Here is a 24,674-nt window from a genome sequence, read left to right as displayed (position 1 = left end):
CGGACTTACCTCTGGGATTGCGCCATGTCCACGATCTCTATGCGGCCTTCTTCCAGGTCGACGCGGCTGCGCATCAGGAACTCGAGCGGCACGGGCTGCGCCCACAGCATGCCGCGGATCTGCAGGCCGATGCTGTTGTGGGAGTCCAATGCCGAGCCTTCCATGACGAGTTCAACTTCGAGAGTGCGGGACAGGATGCGTGGCTCGAACTGCAGGATTGCGTTCTTCAAAGCCTGCTCCATGCTGACACGCTGCACCGACGAGGTGTACTGGCCAGACAGCATAGGCAATCCGTAATTGATGACGGAGCGCGCCGCATTGGGAAAGCGCTTGTCGTCCATGGCTAGGCCGTAGCTGGTGGCATTGAAAAGCCATCCGAGGTCGCGCAGCACCGCCTGGCGCAGCGCCTGCTTGGTGAGCGTGCGCTTGTCGTCGCTCTCGCGCTTCTCGTCGGGCGCATGGTCGACGAGGCGGTCGAGCAGCGAGGGTTGCAGCCGCTCCTGCGCGGTGAGTTCAGCCATCGGCGCCGTCCTCGGCAGGCGTGCCGGCTTCCGCGGCGGCGGCGCTGGCGCCCGGCGTGAACAGGATCTCGCGCACGTCCATCAGCGCGTACTCGCCGGCGTCGCTGCCCAGCACGCGCTGGCCGCTGCCGATCCACACCTCGGGACGCAGTTCGCGCCACTCGGTCTTGCGTGCGAGCTGCAGCTCGCCGTCTTCGCTTTTCTCGCTGCCCTCGTAGCGCGTGGGAATCAGCGCAAGCGTCTCGCCGCCGTTTTCGAACTGCAGGTGCGCGGGCATCCAGACGCAATCGCGCAGGTCTTCGGGCGGCTCGATCTTGATGTGCGCGAGCCGCACATAGGGAATCCAGTAGTACTTGCCGTTGACGAAAGCCTCGAGCACCGGTCCCAGGCGCATGTCGGCATCGGCCAGCCATTCGAAGGGTGCGCCGTCGATGGTGCCGCCGATGGCCGGTGCGGCGTCGAAGGCGCGCTGGCGCAGGTCTTCGGCCATGCCGTCTTCACCGCGGCCCTGTCGCAGCAGCGATTCGATCAGCAGCGCCAGCCATTCGTCCGGCTGGCCGAACACCATGGGCGTGCGCTTGCCCGCGAACACTTCGGCGCGCAGGCCCTCGCAGCGCACGGCCTCGCCATACACCTGCTTCATCGGCACGGCCAGCGCATCGAGCTCGGCCGCCACGGTGAGCTGGTTGAGCGCGCGCTCCCATTGGCCCAGCACGCAGAGCAACTGCGCCATGAAGACGCGGTGCTTGCTGTCGGACGGCTTGGCGCGCACTTCGTCGCTCAGTGCCTTGAGCGCGGCCACCGGATCGGCGGCCTTCAGCAGTTCGGATGCGGTCATGGTGTGGTGCCCCGGTTGGCTTCGATCACTCGGCGGACTCGAACACGCACTCGCGCACCGCGCCGCGCGCGCCCGCCTCTTTTTGCGGTGCCGAGCGGATGCTGAAGCGCCTGAATGCGAAGCTGATGATTTCGGTCGGCACGCCCAACACGCTGTTGGTGAGCAACATGTGGCTGGTCACCCGCACCTTTTCCATGGTGAACTCCAGCATGGCCTGGGCCTCGGTCGACTTGACGTCCCCGCCCGACTTGTAGACGCTCACAACCACCTTGCCGGCTTCCGCATTGACTCGCAGCAGGCTCGCGATGGAGGCCGTGGCCGCATCGGTGCGGCGCACGACGATGAAGTTCGACAACGCGCGCGCCGCGGCGGCGCGGCCCGACTGCGAGTGCTGATGCCCGCCCCAGAAATAGCCGGCAATTTCCAGTCGCGGCTTGCCGTCCTCGAACTGGCGCGGCAGTTCGCCCTCGATAGGGGTGCCCGAGTGCTCGATCAGCATGACGAGGTCGCAGCCGCTCGCCCCCCCCAACGCAAGATCGAGCATGCGCAGTGCGTCGTCGGGATCGGGGACTCCGTTGGAAGTCATGGACATGGGCTTCTCCTTCTCGGTGATGTGTGATTCGGTGGATGTGTGCGGATGGATCAGGTCAGGGCGCGGCCGGGTTCGTCCAGCGCAGCAGGGCGCCGTACACCTGGCGCTCGCGCTCGGGCGTGAGCTGGCCGCGCACCCGCAGCTCCGCGGTGTGGGTCAATGCTTCCGCGGTGCCGGCGCCGAACAGGCGCGGTGCGCTGCGTGCCTGGGCCGGCGCTGCCAGCACCAGCAGCCTGGCCGGGCGCCCGGGCTTGAGCCACGGCAGCGCAAAGCGCTTGGAGGCCGGCGACTCGCGCGTGCCGCGTTCGAAGCGATTGGCTTCGCCCTGGTCTTCGGGATAGACGGACCGCAGGACGCCCTGCGCATCGACACCGACCACCACCAGATCGATCGACTGGCCGCTACCGTTGCGAACCATGAGCTCGGCGCGCTCTCCCGGCCTCAGCTGCAACGCGCCGCCGGCGGTGTCGCGCACATTCGCGCTGCGCAGCACGCGGCTGTCGTCGCGTACTTCGAGCACGGCATCGAAACCGTCGAGCCGCCCATCCTTTGCCAGCTCGGCAAGGCGCGACATCCACTTGAGCTGCGCCAGTGCCTGGAGCCGCACGCGGGCTTCGGCCATGTCTCGCACCACGATGCCGGACGACGCAGAGCCTGCCTCCGCAGCCACAACAAATGCGGGAGACAGCAACTCCAGCCGGCCGCCGGCCGCGCCAAGGTCGACCCAGCGCACATCGGCCTGCGCCTCGCCCGCCGTGCGGATGGAGGCGGGGTAGTCGAGGCTGAGCCCGCCGGGCAGTGCGGAATCGCTGCGCACCCGCAATGCCGCCGAGGCCGGCTCGCCCATCGGCGTCACGCTCCATGACGTGGCCTGCGCGAGTTCAGCCAAGGCCGGGGGAACAGCCAGCCGCGCGCTGCCGAGATCGGCTTGCGCCAGCCTGCCCTGCGCCGTGCGCTGGAGTCCGTCGGCCAGGGTGGCGACGATGCGAAGCTCCTGGCCCGGCTCCAGTCCGTCGAGCAGGCCGGCCTTGAGCGTGAGACTGCCGCCCGCGCGTTCGGCACGCCACACGGGGCGCGTCGAAAGAGGTGCGGAGGCATTGGCAAAGACCGGCAGGTCGAGGTTTCCCTCCGCCACCGGCGACGGCAACTCGCGCGCGGGAAAGCGCGATTCGAGCTCTTCGATCACCGGCGGATACAGGTCCAGCACGCCGTTGAACAGGTCGCGCCAGGTCGCGGGCTTCTGCTGCAACGCCTCGGCCACGGCCCATGTCAGCAGGCCCTGGGGTCGCGCGTTGCGCGCCTTGCGCGGCAAGCGCAGTTCGGGCGTGACCTGGTGGCTCTCCGACGCGAAGAAGGCCACATAGCGCGCGCGGGGCACGCCGGCCGCAGCCTCGGGCAGCGCCTGCATCGGCGGCGGTGCCGCAGCGGGCCCGCTCGCGGCAAGCTGGCCGGCACGCACGCCGCGAAAGCGCACTTCATCGTCCGCGGGGCCGGCGTCTTCCGGCGGCTGTGCGGCGCCGCTGCGCGTCATCGAGGCCGCGGAGCAGGTGTCGAACACCGACCACACGAACACGTTCTTGCCCAGAAAGGCGCGGATCCAGCGGTCGAAGTCGACATCGCGCAGGCCGCCCGGCAAGCTGCCGCCGGACGCATCCGTGCCGCGGGCGTCGCGCGCCAGAAAGTTTTCCGCTAGGCCATCGGGTTCCTGGTAGCGCTTGGTGCTGTCGCGCACCCGCGTGCCGTGGCCTGAAAAATAGAGCATCACGAAGTCGCCCGGACGGGACTGCTCGAGCAGCCGGGCCAAGGCCTCGTTGATGCGCTCGGCCTCGGGCAGCGAGGCGCCCGCAACACCGTCGGCCAGCACCGTGACATCGGTGGGCGCAAAGCCCTGTTTCACCAGGGTCTGCCGCATGAGCATCACGTCGTTGCGCGGCGCTTGGAGCCATAGCGCCTGCGGCTGGTTGACGAGTTCGGAGACACCGACGAGCAGCGCGCGTTGGGTGGCGAAGGCGGCGGTGCCGGAGACCAGCAGCGCCAGCAACAACAGCAGCTGCAAACAACGCGATCGCATGGCTCCTTCCCCTCTCGGGGGAAGGCTGGGATGGGGGCAGGCAGAGCGCCCGATCGATATGCCGCGTGCCCCCACCCCAGCCCTCCCCCGGCGGGGGAGCGAGAAGAACGGACGCAGCCTGAACATCATGGCCGCTCCGGAGTGGGCCCGGCCGACTCGACCAGCGGCGATGCCGCGAGCACCGCGAGGCCCCCGACCGGATCGGCCGCGCGGAGCCGCCAGACGCCGTTCCCACCCGGCCCGCCGACCACCTCGGCCTGCGCCGACTGCAGCAGCCTGTCGACTTCGCCGATACGCACGCCGTCCTTCCAGCGCACGACCAGGTTCGCTGCTGGCGCGGCCTCCGGCACGGTGGGCACGCTGCGGAAGCGCACTTCATCGTCCTCGGCGTTGCGCCCGCCGGGCACGCCGACGTTCTGCACCACCACAACCAGCGCGAGCACCGCGAAGGCTGGGCGCACCCAGCCTTCGGCACCGAACCAGCGGCGGATGCTGCCCCACCAGCCGCCATCGGGCCTTGGCTGTGGCCTGGCGCGCGGCGTGCCCGGTGCCGTGCCTGGTGCGGCTGCTGATGCGCTGCCGCTGTGCGAAGCCGGCTGCAAGGCGGTGCTCAGTTGCGATGCGGTATCGCGATAGAGCGCCTGGTAGTCGGCGCGTGGATCTTGCGCACCCAGCGGCGTGCCCGAGAGCACCGAGAACACACCGCCCACGGTGCGCAATGCGATGTGCCCCGGTTCGGGCGCAATGGCCAGCGGCGCTTGCGCAGCCCACTCGTCGTGCACCGCGCGAATCGCTGCCAGCCGCGTGGCCGAGACTTCGCCGAGCACGCGCGCGCAAAGCTGTGGGCTGGGTTCGAGCGTGAGAACGTTCCACGCCTGGATCAATCCGAAGGCGGGCTCGAAGGGCTCGTCGTCGGGCTCGAGCAGCACGTCGTATGCGCCGGCCCAGTCCGCCTCGCCCGCGGCCATCCAGCCTTGCCACAGGTTGCCGTGGATGCAGCGGTCGAGCAGCACGCCGAGCAGGCGCCCTTCGTGCACCACGCTCAGAAGGCGGCCCGGCGCCCAGCGCGCCGTGAAGGCACGCTGGGCAACAGCCTCGCGGCGCCGGGCCAATTCGGTCAGCGGAAGCAGAAGGTCGAGCACGGCACGCGGCGGCGCAGCCGCGGTGCCTTGCGCGGCGCGGGGTGCCGTTCCCGGCATGGCCACGGTGGCCGTGCCGGCTTCGTGCCCCGGGGCGTCGGGCATCGCGGGCGCGGCGCCCCCGGCCTGGAACGCACTTCGGATCACGCTGAGAGGGGGCCAGAGTTCGGTGTTCATGGCGGTCTGTTCCTGAATGGCTATGTCTTCAGGCATAAGACGCTTCAGCACCGAGGATTTTGAAAACCTGCAGGATCGCGGCCATGTTGTCGGGCTCGATGGCAATGCCCAGCGTCTGCTGGATCCAGCCGCCGAGGCGGGTCTTGGCATAGTCCGCGGTGAGCCCTTCGCGTTTGTGCACCAGGCCCAGCCGGCCCGCGCGGTAGTGATAGGAAGCAATGGCGTGGCGCGAGGCAATGCCCGACAAGCCGCCCTCGGCCTCCTTGCCGAAACCTTCGCACAGCAGGATGCGCTCGGGCTCGGGCAGCTCGGCAATGAACGCGCGCGCGGCCTGCTGCACCGCGCCGGCGCTCAGGCCGTGCTCTGCCAGGCAGTCGCCCCGGTCATCGCCCGAGCCGATAGCGTCTTCGAGCTGCGCCTCTGTGACCTGGTCGCCGATCGAGAGCTTGCGGCGGAACGAGCTCGCGCGCGTGCAGTCGATGAGGTAGCGCCTGAAATAGGCGCACAGCGCAAAGGCGCTGGAAGGCGCGCTGTGGCTCGCGCGCTCATCGGCCTCGTCGGGGTCGGCATCGAGCCGCAGCACCTTCACGTAGATGAACTGCGCCACCAGCTCCTGCCGGCCTTCGCCCAGCACCTGGAGCTCCGGCGGATTGCAGGCCACCAGCGCATCGCCCACGATGCGGTACATGGTGCCCATGTCGCTCGAGGACAGGGTCTGCCGACGCCGCCAGAGGCGGACGAGTTCAACACTTTCCGCGGACGACAGCGTTTCCTGCATGAGACGACAAGGATTCGAAAGACAGTCGGGCTAGTCGTCCACGCACACGCCTTCGGTCGGCACCAGGCATTGCGGCAAGCCTGCGCCTGCCGGACCGCCGCGCGTGCGGATCGCCGAAGACACCGCCGCCGACGCCACGGCCAGGCCGCGCGGCAGCAAGATCCAGAGCTGACCGCGCTCCTTCATGCGACGCGCGTTGGTGGCGGCTTGCTGGCCGTTGCCGAAGAAATAGTCGGCCCGCACCGCGCCGCGAATCGCACCGCCGGTGTCCTGCGCAATGGTCAGCCGCTGCATCGGTGCGCCGGTGCCGGGCGCGCGCGTAGAAACGAACACCGGATAGCCGAGCGGTGTGCTGCGCGGATCCACCGCAATCGAACGGCCCGCCGACAGCGGCACGCCGAACGCACCTACCGGCCCACCCGCGGGCGATGTCGATTCCTTGAAGAACACGTAGCTCGGGTCCTTGATGCCCGAACCGATGACCGGCCCGGCCGTGCGCCGCCCCGGCACCACGACGGCGCCGCTGGCGGTGGGCCGTGCGAGCGTGAAGCCGCGCGTGCGGATGGTGTTGGTCGATGTACCACCGGCATCTTCGTCGTCATCGCCGTCGTCCAGGTCCAGCTCGATGGAAGAGCCGCGCACCTTCACCGGGCTGCGGGGCTTGCCGTTGGGCGCCTGCGCCAGCGTGGGACGGAAGGGCTGGCCGTTCTGCTCGGCGTAGGCCACGCGAATGATGTCGCCGTTGGCCAGCTTGATGCGGCCCGAGCCCTGGATCTGCATTTCGTAGAGCGCGGTGGCGCTGCTCACGAAGGCCAGCACCTTGGCGTTGGGCGCACCCTTGGTTTCGATTTCTTCGCGCGTGTAGTACGGCAGCAGCTGCTTGCCCTCGATGCGCAGGCGCACCTTGCGATCGAGCGTGTCGCGCGTGATGGCCGAGAGGTCGAGCGCGTAGAGACCCGGCGCGCCCATATCGCGCGTGCTCAGGCCAGTCTGCACCACCACGTTGCGGCCTTCGACCCGCGCCGCCACCGTGCCGTTGCCGGCCGGCAGCTTGCGCGCATCTGCAAACAGCATGTCTTCGGGCTGGCCGTACACCGGGTAGATGAAGGGCGCCGCATATTGGCGGCTGCCCGCGATCTCGGGCTCGAAGTAGCCGGTGACCACGCCGTCGGGCTTGCGGTCGTCATCGCGGATCTGGTAGGCCGAGAACTCCTGCTCGAAGAAGGCGCGGATGGCCGTGCTGTTCTTGCTGTCGACCCTGAGGGCGCGCGCGCACACGTCCTTCCACTCGGCGCCACGGCCAGTGAGCACCTTGCAGCTGCCGAGAAACGCCGGCCAGCTGTCCGAGAAATCGTCGCGCGCCCAGCCGGGCACGGCATCGAAGCTCACCGACGTGTAGGTGGCCAGTTGGGTGGAGAAGGTGCGCGCCTGTCCGGCCACGCTCGAGCCGACGGGGGCCGGACGCGATGCGGCCGCGGGCGCTCCGCTTGCCGTGGCGCCGGAGCTAGCTGGCCCGGTGTTGGCACTGGCGTCAGCGGAGCTTGCCGGCGGCGTGTTGACGCAGCCTGCTGCGAACACAGCCGCGGCGGCGGCAGCCCAGCGAAGGGCGGAAGAAATGAAAATCGGCGACTGCGTGTACATGAAAGCCTCCTTGTCCGGAAAGACGGCCCCTTCGGGCCAATGCTCTACAGACGATTACTTCTCGACGATTTTGAAATTCGCGACGCCATAGACGTCGTTGCATGGGGTGTTGGGCGCGCACACCGGCTTGCCCAGCAAAGGCGACGGCCCCGTGCCGCGCGTGGCTTCGAGCGCCGCCAGCACGGGAAGGGGAAACTGCGGAAACACGCCGTCGTTCTGGACGCCAGAGGCGCCGAAGTCGCGCTCATGCTCGCTCACGAGTACCGCGAACTGGTTGGTACCGGCGGGGCCGCCGGCATCCATCGGCCACGAAGCGCGCGGCAGCGAGAGCGGGCTGCCGGCGGTGATCTTGTTGTGCTTGTCGAGCAGGTTCGGAAACAGCAAGAACATCTCGCCGCCGCTGGACAGCAGGAACACGTAGACGAAGCCGTCGCGCTTGCTGCGCACTTCGAAGGCGAGCCTGTCCTTGCCGATTGCGACCTCCGGCTTCTTCGGCGCGGCCGCCACGTCGAAGCCCGGCGCCGCGCCCGCGGCGAGCGACTGCAGCGAGTCGAGCGGCGTGCGGGGTGCCGGCGGAGGAGGCGGCGGTGGCGGGGGCGCTTCGGTCACGCGGATCTCGGGCGGCGGTGGTGGCGCGACGATCGCCTGCTTGCCGCCGCCGCTGTCGCCTTCCGCGGCCGTGCGGCCCTGGTACCACCACCAACCACCGCCAGCCACCACGGCGGCCACCGCCAGCGATGCGATGACGGGAACGGCCTTGCTTTTGCCGGAGCCGCCGCCATCGTGCGAACCCGGCACTGACGTCTTTCCGCCGCCGATGATGGTCGGCGCGTCGGCATTGCCGGCGGTCTTTCGCGAGCCAGGGGTCACAGGCGGCGAGGTCCGCGGCACCGGCGCGATGCTGTGGCCCACCTCCAGGTCGAGTGCCGCGCGGAACTCGGCCATCGACTGGGGCCGCGACTCGGGCCGCACGCCCAGGCCCGCATCGATGGCCTGCAGCAGTCGCAGGCTGTAGCGCTGGCGAAGGATTTCGTTGCCCGCCAGCGGCACATAGCTGTCGGACAGGAGCCGGGCCACCGAGGGCGGCGGCGCGCGTCCGCAAACGGCCACATGCATTACCGCCGCAAGTGCATAGACATCGGTCCACGCGCCCTGCGACATGTCGGGCATTTCTGCGTACTGCTCGATGGGTGCGTAGCCCGGCTTGAGGATGACCGTGATCGCCTGCGTCTTGTCGGTGATCACGCGGCGCGCGGCGCCGAAGTCGAGCACCACCGGCCGGCCCGAGCCTTCGAGCAGGATGATGTTGTCGGGCGCGATGTCGCGGTGATAGCAGTTGGCGCCGTGCATCACGCCGAGCGCCTGCGTCACGCCGTCCATGATGCGGATGAGCCAGGCCTCGTCCACGCCCGTCGGAATGGACACCAGCGCCTGGCGCAGCGTGTCGCCGCGGTAGAACGGCATGACCATGTAGGTGGTGCCGCGCTCCTGCCAGAAACGGTAGACCTTCAGCAGCGAGGGATGGTCGAACTGCGCGAGCAGGCGGGCTTCGTTGATGAAGCTGCGCATGCCGAGGTCGAAGGTTTCGCGGTGGCGCTCCGACAGGGGGACGACTGTTCCGTCCTGCTGCCTTGTCGAGAGCGATGTGGGCAGGTATTCCTTGATGGCGACGACGCGTTCGAGGGCATGGTCCCAGGCTTCATAGACGACGCCGAAGCCGCCCTGGCCTACGACCCGGGTGATTTCGAATTCTGCGAGGCGGCTGCCTACGGGGAGGAGGCCGGCTTCGTTGGCTTCTGTGGCTGGGCTTGTGACGGGGGCGTTGGACAGGCTTGTGGGGCTGGCTGTGATTACCGTGACTGAGGTGTCTTCGGTGCCCGTGGGTTGCTGGGCAGGTCTTGACATGACTTGCGTGCGGTCGTCTTCTGCCGGCGTGTTTGGTTTTGGTGTTTCGGTCATTGGCCGGCTCCCGTATGGACGTTGACGGGGGCTTGCTTTCCGAGGCCGGGTGTCGCCCCGGCGGGCGACCTACTTTTCTTTGCTTCGCTCGGCCACCAAGCCACTGCGGCGCTGCGCGCCGCAGTGGCTGGTATCGGCTGTTGGCTGTTTGTGTTGGGGCCGAGCGAAGCGAAGGCTGCCCGCTCCCACCCCTTCTGTATGCGCCGAGGAGCGCAGATGGAGGCGGGATCAGGGCCGCAGCTGTTTGAGCGAAGCGAGTTCTGCGGACCCCCGCCGGAGTCGAGCACCGCAGGTTGCCCGCAGCGCAGCGGAGGGACGCAGACAGTAGGGTCGCCTTTTCTTTGCTTACTTTCTTTTGGCGAAGCAAAAGAAAGTAAGTCCGCCGCCGAGCGGATATCCCGGCCTCGGAACAAAAAAAGAAGCAAGGAGCTCATTCCTCACCCCCCACAAACAAAGCCTCGAACTCCCCATCCAAAGGCAATCCCGCAACAACCATCCGAGCCCCTCCCTCAGAGCCAGGATCGCCCAGCCACAAAGACCCCCCCGCCCCAGGCAAAGCCAACGATTCCAATCCCCCCCCGCGCACCTCACCACCTTGCGTCGCAGCAAACAACCGCTCAAGCAAAGCATCGAACCCCAGCGCATCCATATCCCCCTCAAGCCCCTCCAGCGCCGCCTGCGTCCCCCGCTCCCACCACAGCAGCACACCCCGCAGCGCATCCCCCTGCAGCGCATCGCCAACAGAAGCATCGAACTCGACCGCCAGCGTGATCGGAAAGTACCGCCCCACCCCATCGACCGAAGGCATCATCACGCCGATCCAGGCGCCCTCGCCCGCCACTCCCGGCCCCAGCGCAAAGCACCACACCGGCGCCTGCAGGTAATGCGCCATCCAGTCCGTATGCCGGTCCTTCAACCGCGCCAGCCCTCGCTGCAGCCAGTGGTCCCATTCAGAGCGAAACGACTCGGGCAGTCGCCGGTGCGCAAAGTCCCCCATGCCCGGCAACTTGCCGAACCATCCGGGCAATGCAGCCGAAGCAGAAGGAAAGGCAACAGCGTCGCTCACAACCCCTCCGGACAAGAAAACTCACGCAGTTCCTTCAAGCGGATCGGGTGCTGCACGCTGTTCGTCGTTACCTCGAAGCGCGTCTTGCGCGGGCCGACCTGGAAGGTGATGAAGAACTTCTCGGGCGCATCGCCGGCTTCGAGCTGGCCATCGTCGAGCGCGCGGAACAGCGCCCACGGCCCATCGACCGCGGAGCCGGAGCTGCCGGTGGTCGACGGCGGGCTCACCTGAATGCGCACCTGGTTGCTGCCCTTGGGGCCCGGCCATTGCACGGCCATGGGCACCACGGGGCCGTGCGCGTATTTCACGAGCTGGCCGTCCACGTCGAGAATGAACTGCGTGATGCCCGCATCCATCTCCACCGGCTTGAAGTCCAGCCGCATCGAAGGGCCGCGGCCGCCGCCGCGGAAGAAGATGTCCTTGATGCGCGCGGCGCGCTCGAACTGCGCCAGCGCCTGCGTTGTGACGGCGCCGCGCTCGGCCACCGGCTTGTAGCGCCACGGCTTGGTGCTGGTGTCGACCAATGCGGCCAGCCGCTTCTGGAAGAAGTCGTCCATCAGGCCGCCGGCGCCGAACATCTGGCCGAAGTCTTCGGGCAGCACGTCGCGCTTGCTGCTGCCCACGAAGGGGTAGCGGCCCGCGATGGCGCGGTTGCAGAACTCGGTCACGGGGCGCAGGTCCTGGCTCAGGTTGCCGCGCTCGGCCACCTGCGCCTGCGCGGCGCCCGACTGGCTCAGGTTCTCGACCATGGTGCGCACCGGCTCGGGCAGGCGCCCGGCGTCCGACTTGAGCTTGCCGGCCACGTCGCCGGGCGGCGGCGAGGTGCGGCCCTTCACGGCCGTGTCGACGGCGTTGAGGTACACGTACACCTCGTTGAAGAGCTTGAGCGCTTCGTCGATGGGAGCGGGCTGGTTGGGCGCAACGGGCGTGACCAGGCGGCGCAGCGGCTCGAAGCGGTCGTCCACGATGCTTTCGATGCGCTTGCCGCTGGCCACCGGCTTGGTGGGGTCGCCACCGAAGAGGTCTTCGAGGCCCTTGCGGGTGTTGGCGACCGTGGCCGTTGCCTTGCTCACCACGTCCTTGGGCTGGTCGGCGGGGATGAGCGTGGTTTCCTTCACCACCGCGCGCAGGAAGTTCGCGAGCGGCGAACCCACGCCCGAAAGAATGCGCGCGGCCTCGATGTTCTTCTCGAGCCCGCTGGCGCGGATCAGCCGCACGTCGGCCAGCAGCGTCTCCCACACCTTGACGTATTCCGCCAGGTAGAGCCGGCGCACGCGATCGGTCAGCGCGCCAAGCGCCGCCACGTCGCGCATGCGGTCGGTGGCGCTGCGGTCCTGCCCGAGCACCCACGGGTCTTCCTGCGCGAGCAGGCCGGTGAGCACCGTGACTTCGTTCTGGAAGCGCTTGTGATAGCCGTCGTAGGTGAACATGCCCGGCACGCCTTCGGTCAGCGGCTTGCCGCTGATGCGTTCGAACACCAGCGGTGCCGAGGGGCCCGCGGCGGTGGCGATGCTGAAGCCCGGAATGTCCTTGGTGGCGCGCTGGCGCTTGAGGCGGCTGAACACGCGCTGCTCCAGCGGATAGCTCGCAAGCACCGCGCGCACGCTGCGCACCAGGTTCTCGTCCATCTTGAGCGGCGAGCGCGGCGGGCCTTGCGCAATGAGCACGTCGAGCTGGTCTTCGAGCGCCTGGCGCTGGTCTTCGGGAATTCCGCGGTCGAGGCTGCGCGCCCAGTCGAGCGTGATCCAGGCCTTGAGCGCCTCGGCATCGAAATGCTCGGGCTGGTAGAGCATGAGGTAGCTCTTGAGCGCCTCGTAGGTGTACTCGAGGTTGTCCTTCTGCGCGGTGCGCAACTGGTCTTCGATGCGCTTGGCGATCTGCGGCAGGAAGGCGTCGTTGAGCGCGCGCTGGTGCGTGAGCATGGCGGCGGCGTCGAGCTTGTCGCCCTGGTAGAGGCCCAGTGTCATCGATAGCGGCTCGTCGCCCCGGCGGTTGTCGGGCGTCTTCCAGATGTCGCGCAGGCCCTGCAGCACGGGTGCCACCTCGACCAGGTTCTGAACCCGCGAAGGCAGCGCCGCAAGGGTCTGGCGCGCGGGCTCCACGCGCGCCTCGACCGACTTCAGGTAGTTGAAATTCTGCAGCGTGCTGTAGCCCCAGCTAGCCAGCAGCGCGAGCGTGACCAGCGTCATGGCCGCAACGCCGGCCATGCGCAGCGTGTGGCGCCGGCGTTCCAGCTTCACGTTGGCGCCGGCCAGGCGCTGCTCCGGAAACACCACTTCGCGCAGCAGCGCGGTGAGAAAGTAGCTGCGGCCGCTCGACTTCTGCGGCGCGAGCATGGCGCGCTCCAGGCCGAAGCTGCGGGCAAGGCTGCCCATCACGCGGTCGATTGGGCTGCCTTCCTGCGTGCCGCTGGTGAAATAGACGCCGCGCACCCACGGCGGCTGCGCAAAGCGCGAGCCGGTGAACACCTGGTCGAGCAGGTCGGAAAGCATCGAGCCGATGGAGCCGAACTGCGCCGGAAAGCCAAAGATCGCCGCGCGCCGCGTGCCATCGGTCTCGCGCTGCATGCGCGAAATGAGTCCGTCGTTGACGCGGTTGTGCAGCAGCGCGAACTCGCGGTTGAAGGCGGTGGAAAGGCCCTTCTCGTCGGCTTGCACATTCTCGTCGGCCGGCAGCGTAAAGCCGAACACCTGCGCGCGCTGCTCTTTGCCAAGGTCGTCGAAGTAGTCGGTAAAGCCGTAGAGCAAGTCGCTCTTGGTGACGAGCACGTACACCGGCAGCCGCGTGGTGAGCTTCGCATCCAGCTCGAGCAGCCGCGCGCGAATGGAAGCGGCCAGCTGCGTGCGCTGCTCGGGGCCCTGGCTCAGCAGGTCGGCCACGCTCACCGTGAGGAACACGCCGTTGAGCGGCCGGCGCGGGCGCGCCTTCTTGAGCAGGCCCAAAAAGCCTTCCCATGCGCTCTTGTCTTCCGACTGGTGGCTGTCCTGCGTGGTGTAGCGGCCGGCGGTGTCGATGAGCACGGCTTCGTCGGTAAACCACCAGTCGCAGTTGCGGGTGCCGCCCACGCCGCGGATGGCGCCGGGGCCGAACTTCTCCGCCAGCGGAAAAGAGAGGCCCGAGTTGACCAGCGCGGTGGTCTTGCCCGCACCGGGTGCGCCGATGAACACGTACCAGGGCAGGTCGTACAGGTAGCTGCCGCCGGAGATGGAGAGCCAATCGCGCCAGCCGGGCTTCTTGCCGGCCGCATGCAGGCGCATCTGCTTGAGCGTGGCCACGGCTTCGCTGAAGCGCGTGTCGAGGATCTTCTGTTCGCCGTTGACCGGTGCGTCCGTCTTCGCGGACGGCGCCTTCATGAGGCCGTCGGTCAGGTGCTGGCTCGCACGGCGCGCGCGCCAGCGGCGGTAGAGCGCGCGCAGCACCACGATGAGCACGATGGCGCCGATCAGCAATGCGCGTGCAAGCTCGCTCTCGAGCGGCACCCACGCGCCGATCTTCACCAGGGGGCCGATCCACCAGATCAGCAGCGCGACGATGACCAGCGCCAGCAGGGTCAGCAGCAGCGGGCTGAACAGGAAGCCGAAGATTTTCTTGATCATTTCGTCACTCCCGCCGAAGCGACCCGGTCGGGCTCTGACAACAGCACGATGTCGACGCGCCGGTTGCGCGCGCGGTTGGCGGGCGTGTCGTTGGCGGCCACAGGCTCGGCGTCGGCCTTGCCGTCGGAGCGCATGCGCGCCGGCTCCACCAGCGTGGTGAGCGCGCCCTTCACCGCATCGGCACGCGCGGCCGACAGATGCCAGTTGGACGGATAGCGCAGCGAGCGGATCGGCTGGTTGTCGGAGTGGCCGGTGATCAGCACCTCGCCCTTCACCTCGGCCAGTGCCTGGCCGATGCGGCGCAGCACCGGCAGCGATGCGGCCATGGGCTCGGCACTGCCGGAGCCGAAGAAGGAGTCGCCGCGCAGGCGCACCACGCTGCGGTCGGCCTCGTCGGTCACGGTCACCAGGCCCTGCTTGATCTCGGGTTCGAGAAACCGCGCGAGCCGTGGCGACTTGGCCGGCACGGCGGGCGGCGCAATCTGTATGTTGGGCACGCGCAGGCCCGACACGGCGGCATAGGTGGTGTCGGAGCGGTAGTTGAGCGTGAGCCGCAGGCCGAACCAGGCCAGCGCAAGCAGCAGCGCAAAGCCCGCCGCAAACACCCACAGCGGCAGCGATTCGCGCAGCCGCACCGTGCCTGCGCCCTGCCCGCGCCAATGCGGAGAAAGCTCGGCCTCGAGCGGCGGGCGGTCCTTGGCAATGAGATCGGCCAGCCGCTGCCGCACCGAATCGAGTTGCGCGCGGCCGTTGTCGACCACGCGGTAACGGCCTTCGAAGCCCAGCGCGAGCACGCTGTAGATGAGCTCCAGCAACTGGCGGTGCGTGGGCACGTCCTGCGCGAGCTTGGCGAGCAGCTGGAACACTTTTTCGCCGCCCCAGGTCTCGTTATGGAACTGCACCAGCAGGCTCTGCTTGTTCCAGCCGGCCTGCACGCCCCAGGGCGTGTTGGCCACGGCTTCATCAAGCGCCGTGCACAGCACATAACGCGCGGCCAGAACCGATTCGTTGCTTACACCGGCGCGGCGCGCGGCGGCGTCGAACTGGTTCACCGCGTCCGCGGTGGAGGCTCGCAGGGCCGGCACGTTGGGCGGCTGCACCAGGTTGCGCAGCTTGCCGATCAGCACCAGCAGCTTGCCCGCCGCGGAGACCAGCGGGTTGAGCAGCCCGATCTCGCCGACGTCCGCGGCGGGTGTCGGATCGGCACCGCCGAAGAACGGCGCGGGCGCAGCCGCGGGTGGCGGCGGCGTGCCGGCCGGCGTGCGCGGCTTGGGCTTGATGACCGTGCGCTCCGACTCGAAAGCGGCGAAGGGGTCTGGTGTGGTCATAATGGTGTTCCGTTTCCGTCAGCCCGATGCGGCTAGGAACGAATGGCCCAGAACGCGAGGTCGAGGCCGGGAAAGTCGCCCGCGATGTGCATCGCGATGCCGCCCGATTGCTCCAGCTGGCGCCACAGGTCGCTGTTGCGCGTTTCGAGCTCGAAGTAATTCGCGCCGGTATGAAAGGGAATCTGGCGCGGCGCGACCGGCATGGGCGTGAGCGTGACGCCCGGCAGCGCCAGGTTGACCAGGTCGCGGATGCGCTCGACCGGGCCGATCTTGACCTGCGTGGGGAAGCGCGCGCGCAGCGCCTCGCTCGGCATGTTGGCATTCACCGCGAGCACGAAGGTCGCCTTGCGCTGCAGCTCCACATCGGTGACCACCGCCACGCGCACGCCGTGCTTGCGGTCGTGCAGCTCGATGCGGATGGCCGACTGCTCCAGCACCATCGAGAGGCTGCGCCGCAGGTCGTCCATTACCGGTCGGAAGCTCAGCGCCAGGTCGTCGTGGATATAGGGCCCGAAGCGTGTGACGCGACGCGAATCGCGAAAACTCGCCAGGTCGCCGGCCAGCCCGAGCGCATGCTCGAAGAAATGCTGCGGGTGCAGCATGGCGCTCTTGGCCAGATGCGCGAAGACGGCTTCGTTGCGATTGACTGTCTGCAGCAGCATGAAATCGGCAATCTCGGCCACGCCGCCCGTGCCGCCCTGCGTCATGCGGCCGGCCAGCGCCTCGCCGCGTTGGCGCAAAAGACCCAGCAATTCGTCGAGCCACGAGCGGATCACCGCATGGCCCGCCACGTCGAGCAGCGGCGGCAGCATGGCGCGGTCGAGCTGCACCTGGTTGTCGACGCGGCGCTCGACCACGCGGGCCACGCCCAGCGTGGTCCAGGCATCGGTCGCCTCGCTGGCGCGCATCAGGCGTGTATGAAGCTGGCCTAGTTGCAGCATGGCGGTGCGCTCGCCGGCGGTGTTGGAGTCGGGCACTTCAGACTCGAGCACGCGGTGGCGCACGAGCTCTTCATATTCTTCGGCGTCGGCCTCGCGGGCACCGGCCCGGCGCACGGGCAGCGCGAGCATCACGGCCTCGTCGCGCATGGTTGGCGGAATGTCGATGGGCTCGGGCAGTGGATCGACCGCCGGCATGTCGAACACCGTGCCATCGCCAAAGATGCCTACCGCGCGCACCAGCGCGAGCTTCCCCAGCGTGAGCGCGGCCTGGTCGATCTCGATCTCCGCGAAGCCCCAGGCATAGGGCGTGGTCGAACGCAAAAGCACATGCCGCGCATGGTCGCCATGACGCTCGCTCTGCTGCAAGTGCTGGGGCTGCAGCAGCATCCCCTCGCTCCAGACCACTTTTGTTCGCCAACTCATCCGCACTCCGTCAAAGGCAAGGGCTGCCCGAAAGAAGCACGGAGTTTCCGGCGCGCAAGGCCGGCGGCAAATCCGCCTAACGGCCTAGGCGGAGGGATTTGGAGCTACGGCGAAGGGACTAGATGGGAGTCGCGGCGGCCGCTCAACGCGCGGCGCCAGACGCCGCACGCAAGGTCTCGACCTGCTCCTTGTACGCCTGCTCGATGCGCCGCAGCCTTTGCTCGCGCGCCGCATCGTTGACCCACGCAGCCGCCATCGCGTTCTGCTTGCCCAACTGGTATTCAAGCGCCGCCTCGGGCAGCAGTGCGCTGTCGTCAGCCGGGGCATAGCCGTAGGCCGCGCGCAGCGTCTTGAGCACTTCGCGTTCGGCATCGGCGCGCGGGCCCTTGCCTTGGCCGTAGCCGATGAGGAAAGCCTGCAGCCGGGCCTGGAACGCGGGCGGGTAGTCGCGCCGCACCACCATCTGCGCGCCGGGCGGCGGCTCGGACTCCCACACCACGTGCAGCCGCGCGGCCTCGACGGGAAACTGCTCCCTGAAGCGCTCGAAGTCGGTGGTGTTGTTGGTGGCCACGTCGGCGTCGCCATTGGCCACTGCGAGCGCGGTGGCTTGGTGGTTGCCGACGATCTCGCCGCGGAACTGGGTTTCCATCTGGATCTTGCGCGGCAGGAACAGCTGGCTCTGCGGTATGAGAAAACCGGTGACCGACCGGCTGTCGCCACGCGCGAGGCGCCAGCGCTCGGGCTCGGTAAGCACCGCTTCCAGCGTGTTGGGCACGCCGGTCTTTCGCGTGAGCAGCACTGCGCGGTGGGTGGGCATGCCGGGCCGGCGGGCGATTTGCGCCACCACCTTCATGCGCCGCTGCATCACTGCGTCCAGAGCGATCTTGGCCGAAAGAAACGCCATGTCGACTTCATCGCGCTTGATGGCGCGGTCGAGCTCTTCGTACGACGCCACGGAGTAAGCAGTCACCGGCACGCCGATGGCTTGGCTCATGTCGGCCAGCAGCGGCATCCACAACGCACGCGACTCGACCGCGCCCCCCAGCGGCAGCACGCCAAAGCGCACGGGCTTGGTGGGAGCGGCCGCTTTTTCGGTGGCACCGGCGCCGCCCGGCGCCAGCAAGAGCGCGGCAACAACAAGCATGAGCGGCATTGCCATGGCGGCAAGCCACCCGACAGCGCGAGGCAGCGCGCGAACACGCATGTCAGGGCGACAGGTCCCGAAGGACGGTGACCTGCTCCGCATAGCCGCTTTCGATGCGCTTCAGCCGCGCCTGCCGCGCCTCGTCGTTGACCCATTGCGCGGTCATGGCGTTCTGCTTGGCCAACTGATAGGCGAGCTTGGCGGCCGGCTGCAGCGAGCTGTTGTCCGCCGCCACGAAGCCGGCCAGGTCGTGCAGCGACTTGAGCACGGCCCGCTCCGCATCGCCCTTGGGCCCCTTGGCGCGGCCGTAGCCGACCAGGAAGGCCTGCACGCTGCTGCGCAGTTCCGGCGGGTATTCACGCCGCACAACGATCTGCGCGTGCGGAATGAGCTCCGATTCCCACAGCACCTGCAGCCGCTGCGCCTCGGCCGGAAAGCGCTGCTTGAAGCGTTCGAAATCGGCCGTGTTGTTGGTGGCCACATCGGCTTCGTTGTTGGCCACGGCCAGAGCGGTCGCCTGGTGGGTGCCGACGATCTCGCTCAGGAAACGGGTTTCCATCGCGATGTGGTTGGGCAGGAAGAACTGCAGCTGCGGCACGATGAAGCCCGACACGGACTGCCGCTCGCCGCGCGCAAGGCGCCAGCGCTCCGGCTCTCCGAGCAGGCTCTTCTTGGTATTGAACGGCGGTGTCTTGCGGGTGAGCAGCAGGGCGCGGTAGCCCGCCAGGCCATCGTGCCGCACCACCTGCGCCACCACTTTCATGCGGCGCTGCGTCACGGCGTCGAGCGCCATCTTTCCGGACAGGAACGCCATGTCGACCTCGTCGCGGCGGATGGCCTGCTCCAGCGCTTCATACGAATTGACCGAGAGCACGCTCACCGGCCGGGAGATGGCCCGGCTCAGTTCGGCTAGCAGGGGGTCCCAGTCGCTGCGCGATTCGAAAGCACCGCCGAGCGGCAGGATGCCGAAGCGCACCGGTGCATCGGGCTGCAGCGCGGGCTGCGAGGCGGCCACCAAGGGCAGGCCGGCGAGCAGCGCCAAGGCAAGTGCGCCGCGGCGCACCGCCACGGCGGCAGCACGCCTGAACCGCGGGCTGCGGTGCGGGGCACGAAAGGCGTCAATGGCGCCGGAAGCCTTCCGGACGCAGCTGGGGGAGGCCTGCATTTTTGGGCACGGAACATGAGCCGCTGCGGGTCAGCGGGTCTAACATGGACAAACGCGGACACGATTAGATATCAAATACAAGTCGTTTTTGTGATGTTTTTCCCATCTTTCGCACCGTAACCAGCGCCCGTAAGCTCGATCTTCATGCGCCCAATGCCCCCATGAACTGGAACTTCCGCGTCGTCCGGGGGCTTGCGCGCCTCACCTTCGCCCAGCAGCTGATCCTGCTGGCGCTGGTGCCGGCAACCGCTGCCACGCTGGCGGCCATTGCCGTTCTGACGCGCCAGCACCTGGACAACCTCACCGAGCTGATGCGGGCCAACGCGCAAACGGTGGCGCTGCAGGTTGCCACCGCGGCGCAAGCCCCGCTGGTACGCATGGACCGCCGCATTCTTCAGCGCACGGCCCAGTCGGGCACCTACCAGCCGCACGTGCAGCAGGTGCAGATCTGGTCGGACGACGGCGAGATCGTCGCCAACTCCGAAACCGTCGACCGCGCCCGGGGCGAGGGCCTGCAGGTGGTGGTGCCGATCGTGAGCGAGGACGGCAAGCACAGCGGCAAGGTCATGGTCGAGATGAGCCTGGACGCCGTGCAGGACGCGCGGCGCTCGGTGTGGCTCAACGTGGTGCTGGTGCTCGCAACCAGCCTGGTGGGCGTGGGGCTGGCGGGCTGGTGGGCCGCGCGGCGCATCAGCGAGCCGATCCGCGCGCTGGGCAAGGCGGTCGACCGCCTGGGCGCCGGCGAGGCCGCGAGCGTGACCATCGAAGGCACCTCCGAAGTGCGGCACCTGCAGCACGGCTTCAACCAGGCGGCGCGCGCACTGGCCGAAAGCCACCGCTTGCTGCAAAGCCGCATCAGCGAGGCCACGGCCGAACTCGCGCGCAAGAACCAGCAGCTCGAAGTCGCGAGCCAGGCCAAGACGCGCCTGCTGGCCGCCGCCAGCCACGACCTGCGCCAGCCGCTGCATGCGCTCACGCTGTTTTCCGACGGCTTGGCCAACGGCGAGACCGACCCCGTGCGCCTGCAGCGCATCGGCCACATTCGCGAGTGCGTCGATTCGCTCGACCGGCTGTTCTCGGAGCTGCTCAATCTCTCGCAGCTCGATGCCGGCGTGCTGCAGCCGCAGTGGGCTGACTTTCCGCTCGACCAGCTGTTCGATGAAATCAGCCGCAACTTCCGTCCCGTGGCCGAGCAGCAGGGCCTCCGGCTGGTGGCGCGCAAGACCGACCTCTGGGTGCGCTGCGACTACGTGATGCTCTCGCGCATTCTCAACAACCTGGTGTCGAACTCGCTGCGCCACACCATCGAAGGCGGCGTGCTGATCGGCGCCCGCCGGCGCGGCAAGGGCGTTCGCATCGACGTGGTCGACACGGGCGTGGGCATTGCCGTGCAGCACCAGGCGCGCGTGTTCGAGGAGTTCTACCAGGTAGAGGCCACCGGCCGCCAGGCGCCGCGCGGCCAGCGCGGCATGGGCCTGGGGCTTGCCACGGTGCAGCGCCTGACGGAGCTGCTCAACACCCGCGTCGAGCTGACTTCGCGGCCGAACAAGGGCACCTGTGTGCGGGTGCTGGTGCGATCGGCGCCGGCCGCGCTGCCCGCGCTGGACGTGGCGCCGGCTCCCAGCGCCGTCGAGGAGGAACCCAGCTTCGAGCAGTTGCGCATCCTGGTGATCGACGACGAGCGCACCATTCTCGAAGGCCTGTCGGTGGTGCTCACCAACTGGGGCGCCGAGGTGCAGGCGGCGCAGACCCGCGCCGAAGCACTCGCGCTGGCCGACGCGTGGGAGCGGCCGCCGGACGTGGTGGTGAGCGATCTGCTCCTGCAGGGCGGCGACAACGGGCTGGACGTGATCGCGGCGCTCGAACGCCATCCGCGCGGCATCGGACCCGGCACGGCACGCCTGCTGGTCACGGGAGAAACCAAGCCCGACCGCCTGCGCGAAGTGGCCAGCGCCGGCATCGCGGTGCTCTACAAGCCGGTTTCTCCGCGGGTGCTGCGCCAGGCCATCCAGGCGCAGCGCGCGGCGGCGCTGCTCAACGCCGAAGCCTAGGGTCCCGCAGGCCCTAGTCCATCGGACATAGGCCAAGCAGCCGCCGCGCTGTGCACTTCATCACGCCTGCAAGCGCTGGCGGGTGCCGACATAAGCCCTCCGCCTTATCGCGCCAAGCAGGGGGCTTCCTTACATTGGGTACTGCTCTGTCTTGCTGCGGAAGCAGTCCATGTTTGTTGCCGTGAACCCTTTCATCTCGCTCTTCCGGAAACGGCTGCGCTGCGGCGCTCGCGCCGCGCTGGCCTGCGGCATGGTGCAGCTGGCCGCCGCCGCATCGGCCACAGGTCTCACGGTGCTGATGGGCGACGACCTCGCGGCGCACTCGGAGTTCGTGCAGCATCTTCGCGCGGGCCAGGAGCCCGGCGGCCGCTTCGACCTGGTGCGGCTTCCGCAGGGCGGCGCGGACACCTCGCAAGCCCTGGAAGCAGCCGCCGCCGAGCCTGACCGGGCCGCCAATGCCGGCGTGCGAACGCGCGGGCTCCGCACGGCGCCGGCGGACGCTGGCATGACCCTGGCGGTCGGCGTGCCGGCCGCGCGCGCGGCGCTCGAGCGACCCGGCCAGCAGCCGCTGGTGCTCGCGATGCTGAGCCGGCTCGACTACGAGACCCTGCGCGCCAGCAGCCCGGCCCTGCGCCGCGGCGACAGGCGCGTGGGCGTGCTGCTGCGCGACCCCGCCATGGGCGACCAGCTTGCGCTCGTGGGTGCGGTGCTGCCGAACAAGTACCGCATCGGCGTGGTCGCCACGCCTGAATCGGAACCGCTGGTGCGTGAGCTGCAGCGCGCGGCGCAGGGCGCAAACCCGCCGTGGGACGTGCAGGTGGAATACGCGCCCGACGCCAGGTCGCTGGCCGCGGCGCTGCATTCGGTGGTGCCCCGCAGCGACGCGCTGATGGTGCTGCCCGACCTGATCGGCGACAGCCAGGCCGCCACGCTCTCGGTGTTGCGCGCGGGCGCCGGAGCGGGCTTGCCGGTGTTCGGCGCCAGCGAAGGGCTGGTGCGTTCCGGCGGGCTTGCGGCGGCGGTCTCCACGCCGGCGCAGCTCGCGCGGCAGGCGCGGCTGCTCGGCCAGAAGCTGGCAAGTGCCGGCGCCGGCCCGCTGGTGGAATCGGCCACGCCCGCCACCGTGCGCGTCAACGTGACCGTGGCGCGCGGACTCGGACTGCGCTTGCCGGAGGAGCGGGAACTGACCGAGCGGCTCACCGTCACGCGATGAGCGACAAGGGGACGACGCCCGAAGGCTCGCACGCCGATTCGCCGGCGCAGCCGCAGCCCCTGTCCACGCCCACGCTGGTGGTGCGGGGCAACCTGCAGCGCGACCTGTTCCGCCTTGGCGTGGTGCCGTGCGCCGCGGTGGCGCTGGCACTCACCGGCTGGTTCACGCACAACCGCCTGCAAACGCTCGAAGCGGCTTTCGATGCCGAAGGCCAGGCCGTGGCGCGCCAGGTGGCCGCCATGTCGGACCTGAGCCTCTATGCCGGCGACCTGCCCGCGCTGCAGAACGTGGCCAACGCGGCGCTGCGCGGCGGACAGGTGATGCGAGTCGAGATCAGCAACAGCGCGGGCGTGTTCGTCACCGCCGGCCCCAAGGCATCGGCGCTTGCGCAGCTGCGCATGTTCACCTCGCCGGTCACGCTGCGCGAAGCTTCGCGCGCCAGCGCCTTCGCGCCCGCAGGCTCCACCGCGGCGGGCGAAACACCGATCGGCCTGGTGCAGACCTTCAGGGACACCACGGCCTACGCGCGCGAGCGCAGCCGCTCGCTCATGGCGGGCATCGGCATTGCGATGGTGGCGCTGCTCGCGGCATGGGCCTCGGTGCGCCACATGGCGCGCACGGTGGCTCGGCCGCTGCGGCGCGTGTCGCGCACGGTGGCGGCATTGGAGGCCGGGCACTTCGAAGCGCGCTGCGACGTGGTCGAGGGCGAGCCGCGGAGCGTTTCCGCGGCATCGTCCGGCAAGGGCCACGCGCACGAGCTCGCCGTGCTCGCGCACGACATCGATCGCCTGGCCGAGCGGCTGCAGCGCAACCGACAGGTCAGCGAGGAGCGCGTGCGCGAAGCCACGGCGGTGGCGCTGCAGCGCATGGCCGAAGCCGAGCAGGCGGCGCTGTCGCGCGCACGGTTCCTGGCCGCGGCCAGCCATGACCTGCGGCAGCCGCTGCACGCCATGGGGCTTTTCATCGATGGCCTGCTGCCAAGCGCCACCGAGGCGCAGCGCCCGGCCGTGCTGCGCCTGCAGGAGAGCACCGAATTCATGGGCGTGCTGCTCGACGACCTGCTCGAAATCTCGCGGCTCGACGCCCAGGTGCTGACGCCGGCGATCACCAAGGTGCCCTTGGCCGCGCTGTTCGACCAGCTCGATGCGCAGCACGCCCCCACCGCGGCCGAGACCCGCGTGCGCCTGCGCTGGAGCGACCGCGGGCTTGCGGTGCGCAGCGATGCGGCGCTGCTGCAGCGCATCGTGGGCAACCTGGTGGCCAACGCGCTGCGCCATGCGCCCGCCGGCGGCACGGTGCTGGTGGCCGCGCGGCGCAGCCGGGCCGATGGCGACAACGTGCGCATCGAAGTGCGCGACAACGGCGTGGGCATTGCGCCCATTCACCAGGGCCGGATCTTCGAAGAGTTCTACCAGGTGGCCAATACCGAGCGCGACCGGCGCCGCGGCTTCGGGCTGGGTCTTGCCATCTGCGCGCGCATTGCCGCGCTGCTCGGCACCCGCATCACGGTGCGCTCGGCGCTGCAGGCGGGCAGCACCTTTGCGCTCACCCTGCCCGCCGCCCAGGCGGCTGAAGCCACCGCGCCGGCAGCCGCGCAGCGCGCACTCACGCCGCTCGCCGGCCTGCACTGCATGGTGGTCGACGACGACCCCGTGATCCTCGACGGCAGCCGCGCGCTGCTGGAGCAATGGGGGTGCGAGGTCGAATGCGTCGCCACCGGCGCCGAGGCCATTGCGCGGCTGGGCACCGGTGACCAGCGCTTCGATGCGGTGCTGTGCGATTTGCAACTGGCCGGCGCCGACGACGGCATGGACGTGATCACCGCCGCCAAGCGCCTGCAGCCCGATGCGCTCGCCGTGCTCGTGTCCGGCGCCACCGGCCCCGAAGTGCTGCAACGCCTGCGCCATGGCGGCGTGATGCTGCTCACCAAGCCGGTTGCGCCCGCCAAACTGCGCGCGCTGCTTTCCACGCGGCGGCATGCCGCCTCGCCGGCCTGAGCGCCGCCACACACGCTACCGACCTCGACGCCTG

General features: G+C 69.1%; 17 protein-coding genes. 3 read left to right on the top strand and 14 right to left on the bottom strand.

Features of this window, described 5'->3' with window-relative positions; genetic code table 11:
- Positions 1–5 precede the first annotated feature (5 nt).
- The 14 genes from tssE to phnD all read right to left on the bottom strand — a co-directional run bounded on the left by tssE (position 6) and on the right by phnD (position 19,283).
- On the bottom strand, positions 6–521 hold the full coding sequence (gene tssE, locus V9K97_RS08705; protein ID WP_157611784.1) for a type VI secretion system baseplate subunit TssE: 516 nt from the start codon (positions 519–521) through the stop codon (positions 6–8).
- Positions 514–1,359, bottom strand: a complete 846-nt coding sequence (locus V9K97_RS08700; RefSeq protein WP_337317562.1) for a type VI secretion system accessory protein TagJ — start codon at positions 1,357–1,359, stop codon at positions 514–516. The genes tssE and V9K97_RS08700 overlap by 8 nt, the downstream gene beginning before the upstream one ends.
- Before the next feature lie 25 nt (positions 1,360–1,384).
- On the bottom strand, positions 1,385–1,951 hold the full coding sequence (locus V9K97_RS08695) for a type VI secretion system tube protein Hcp (RefSeq protein ID WP_258503786.1): 567 nt from the start codon (positions 1,949–1,951) through the stop codon (positions 1,385–1,387).
- 55 nt (positions 1,952–2,006) lie between these two features.
- Positions 2,007–4,022, bottom strand: coding sequence for a caspase family protein (locus V9K97_RS08690; protein WP_337317561.1), 2,016 nt, complete (start codon positions 4,020–4,022; stop codon positions 2,007–2,009).
- A 125-nt stretch (positions 4,023–4,147) separates the two neighbouring features.
- Positions 4,148–5,338, bottom strand: a complete 1,191-nt coding sequence (locus V9K97_RS08685) for a hypothetical protein (protein WP_337317560.1) — start codon at positions 5,336–5,338, stop codon at positions 4,148–4,150.
- A gap of 28 nt (positions 5,339–5,366) precedes the next feature.
- Complete coding sequence (locus V9K97_RS08680) at positions 5,367–6,035, bottom strand: hypothetical protein (protein WP_337317559.1); 669 nt, start codon at positions 6,033–6,035, stop codon at positions 5,367–5,369.
- A gap of 111 nt (positions 6,036–6,146) precedes the next feature.
- Positions 6,147–7,757, bottom strand: coding sequence for a murein transglycosylase A (gene mltA / locus V9K97_RS08675; RefSeq protein ID WP_337317557.1), 1,611 nt, complete (start codon positions 7,755–7,757; stop codon positions 6,147–6,149).
- Between the two features lie 54 nt (positions 7,758–7,811).
- Complete coding sequence (locus V9K97_RS08670; RefSeq protein ID WP_337317555.1) at positions 7,812–9,662, bottom strand: serine/threonine-protein kinase; 1,851 nt, start codon at positions 9,660–9,662, stop codon at positions 7,812–7,814.
- A 484-nt stretch (positions 9,663–10,146) separates the two neighbouring features.
- The gene (gene tagF, locus V9K97_RS08665; RefSeq protein WP_337317553.1) at positions 10,147–10,782 is read right to left on the bottom strand and encodes a type VI secretion system-associated protein TagF; all 636 of its coding nucleotides are present in this window, start codon (positions 10,780–10,782) and stop codon (positions 10,147–10,149) included.
- Positions 10,779–14,378: a type VI secretion system membrane subunit TssM gene (gene tssM / locus V9K97_RS08660; RefSeq protein ID WP_337317551.1), complete on the bottom strand. Its 3,600-nt coding sequence runs from the start codon at positions 14,376–14,378 to the stop codon at positions 10,779–10,781. The genes tagF and tssM overlap by 4 nt, the downstream gene beginning before the upstream one ends.
- A complete protein-coding gene (locus V9K97_RS08655) occupies positions 14,375–15,706 on the bottom strand; it encodes a DotU family type VI secretion system protein (RefSeq protein WP_337296429.1) in 1,332 nt (443 codons plus the stop codon). Before V9K97_RS08655 ends, tssM begins: the two co-directional genes overlap by 4 nt.
- Before the next feature lie 32 nt (positions 15,707–15,738).
- Positions 15,739–17,070, bottom strand: coding sequence for a type VI secretion system baseplate subunit TssK (gene tssK, locus V9K97_RS08650; protein ID WP_337296430.1), 1,332 nt, complete (start codon positions 17,068–17,070; stop codon positions 15,739–15,741).
- Between the two features lie 142 nt (positions 17,071–17,212).
- Positions 17,213–18,214 (bottom strand): phosphate/phosphite/phosphonate ABC transporter substrate-binding protein, encoded by a 1,002-nt coding sequence (locus V9K97_RS08645; RefSeq protein WP_337317550.1) that lies wholly within the window; start codon positions 18,212–18,214, stop codon positions 17,213–17,215.
- Positions 18,215–18,275: 61 nt separating this feature from the next.
- On the bottom strand, positions 18,276–19,283 hold the full coding sequence (gene phnD / locus V9K97_RS08640; protein WP_337317548.1) for a phosphate/phosphite/phosphonate ABC transporter substrate-binding protein: 1,008 nt from the start codon (positions 19,281–19,283) through the stop codon (positions 18,276–18,278).
- Between the two features lie 257 nt (positions 19,284–19,540).
- Between phnD and V9K97_RS08635 the strand changes: the two genes are divergently transcribed.
- From V9K97_RS08635 to V9K97_RS08625, 3 genes are all read left to right on the top strand, one after another.
- Positions 19,541–21,430, top strand: coding sequence for an ATP-binding response regulator (locus V9K97_RS08635; protein WP_258503772.1), 1,890 nt, complete (start codon positions 19,541–19,543; stop codon positions 21,428–21,430).
- Between the two features lie 169 nt (positions 21,431–21,599).
- Positions 21,600–22,643 (top strand): ABC transporter substrate-binding protein, encoded by a 1,044-nt coding sequence (locus tag V9K97_RS08630; RefSeq protein WP_337317547.1) that lies wholly within the window; start codon positions 21,600–21,602, stop codon positions 22,641–22,643.
- The gene (locus tag V9K97_RS08625) at positions 22,640–24,640 is read left to right on the top strand and encodes an ATP-binding response regulator (RefSeq protein WP_337317545.1); all 2,001 of its coding nucleotides are present in this window, start codon (positions 22,640–22,642) and stop codon (positions 24,638–24,640) included. Before V9K97_RS08630 ends, V9K97_RS08625 begins: the two co-directional genes overlap by 4 nt.
- Positions 24,641–24,674 lie beyond the last annotated feature (34 nt).

The organism is Variovorax sp. CCNWLW186, from assembly GCF_037203865.1.
In the GTDB taxonomy this organism is placed as follows: domain Bacteria; phylum Pseudomonadota; class Gammaproteobacteria; order Burkholderiales; family Burkholderiaceae_C; genus Variovorax.
This window is presented reverse-complemented; position numbering and strand designations above follow the sequence as displayed.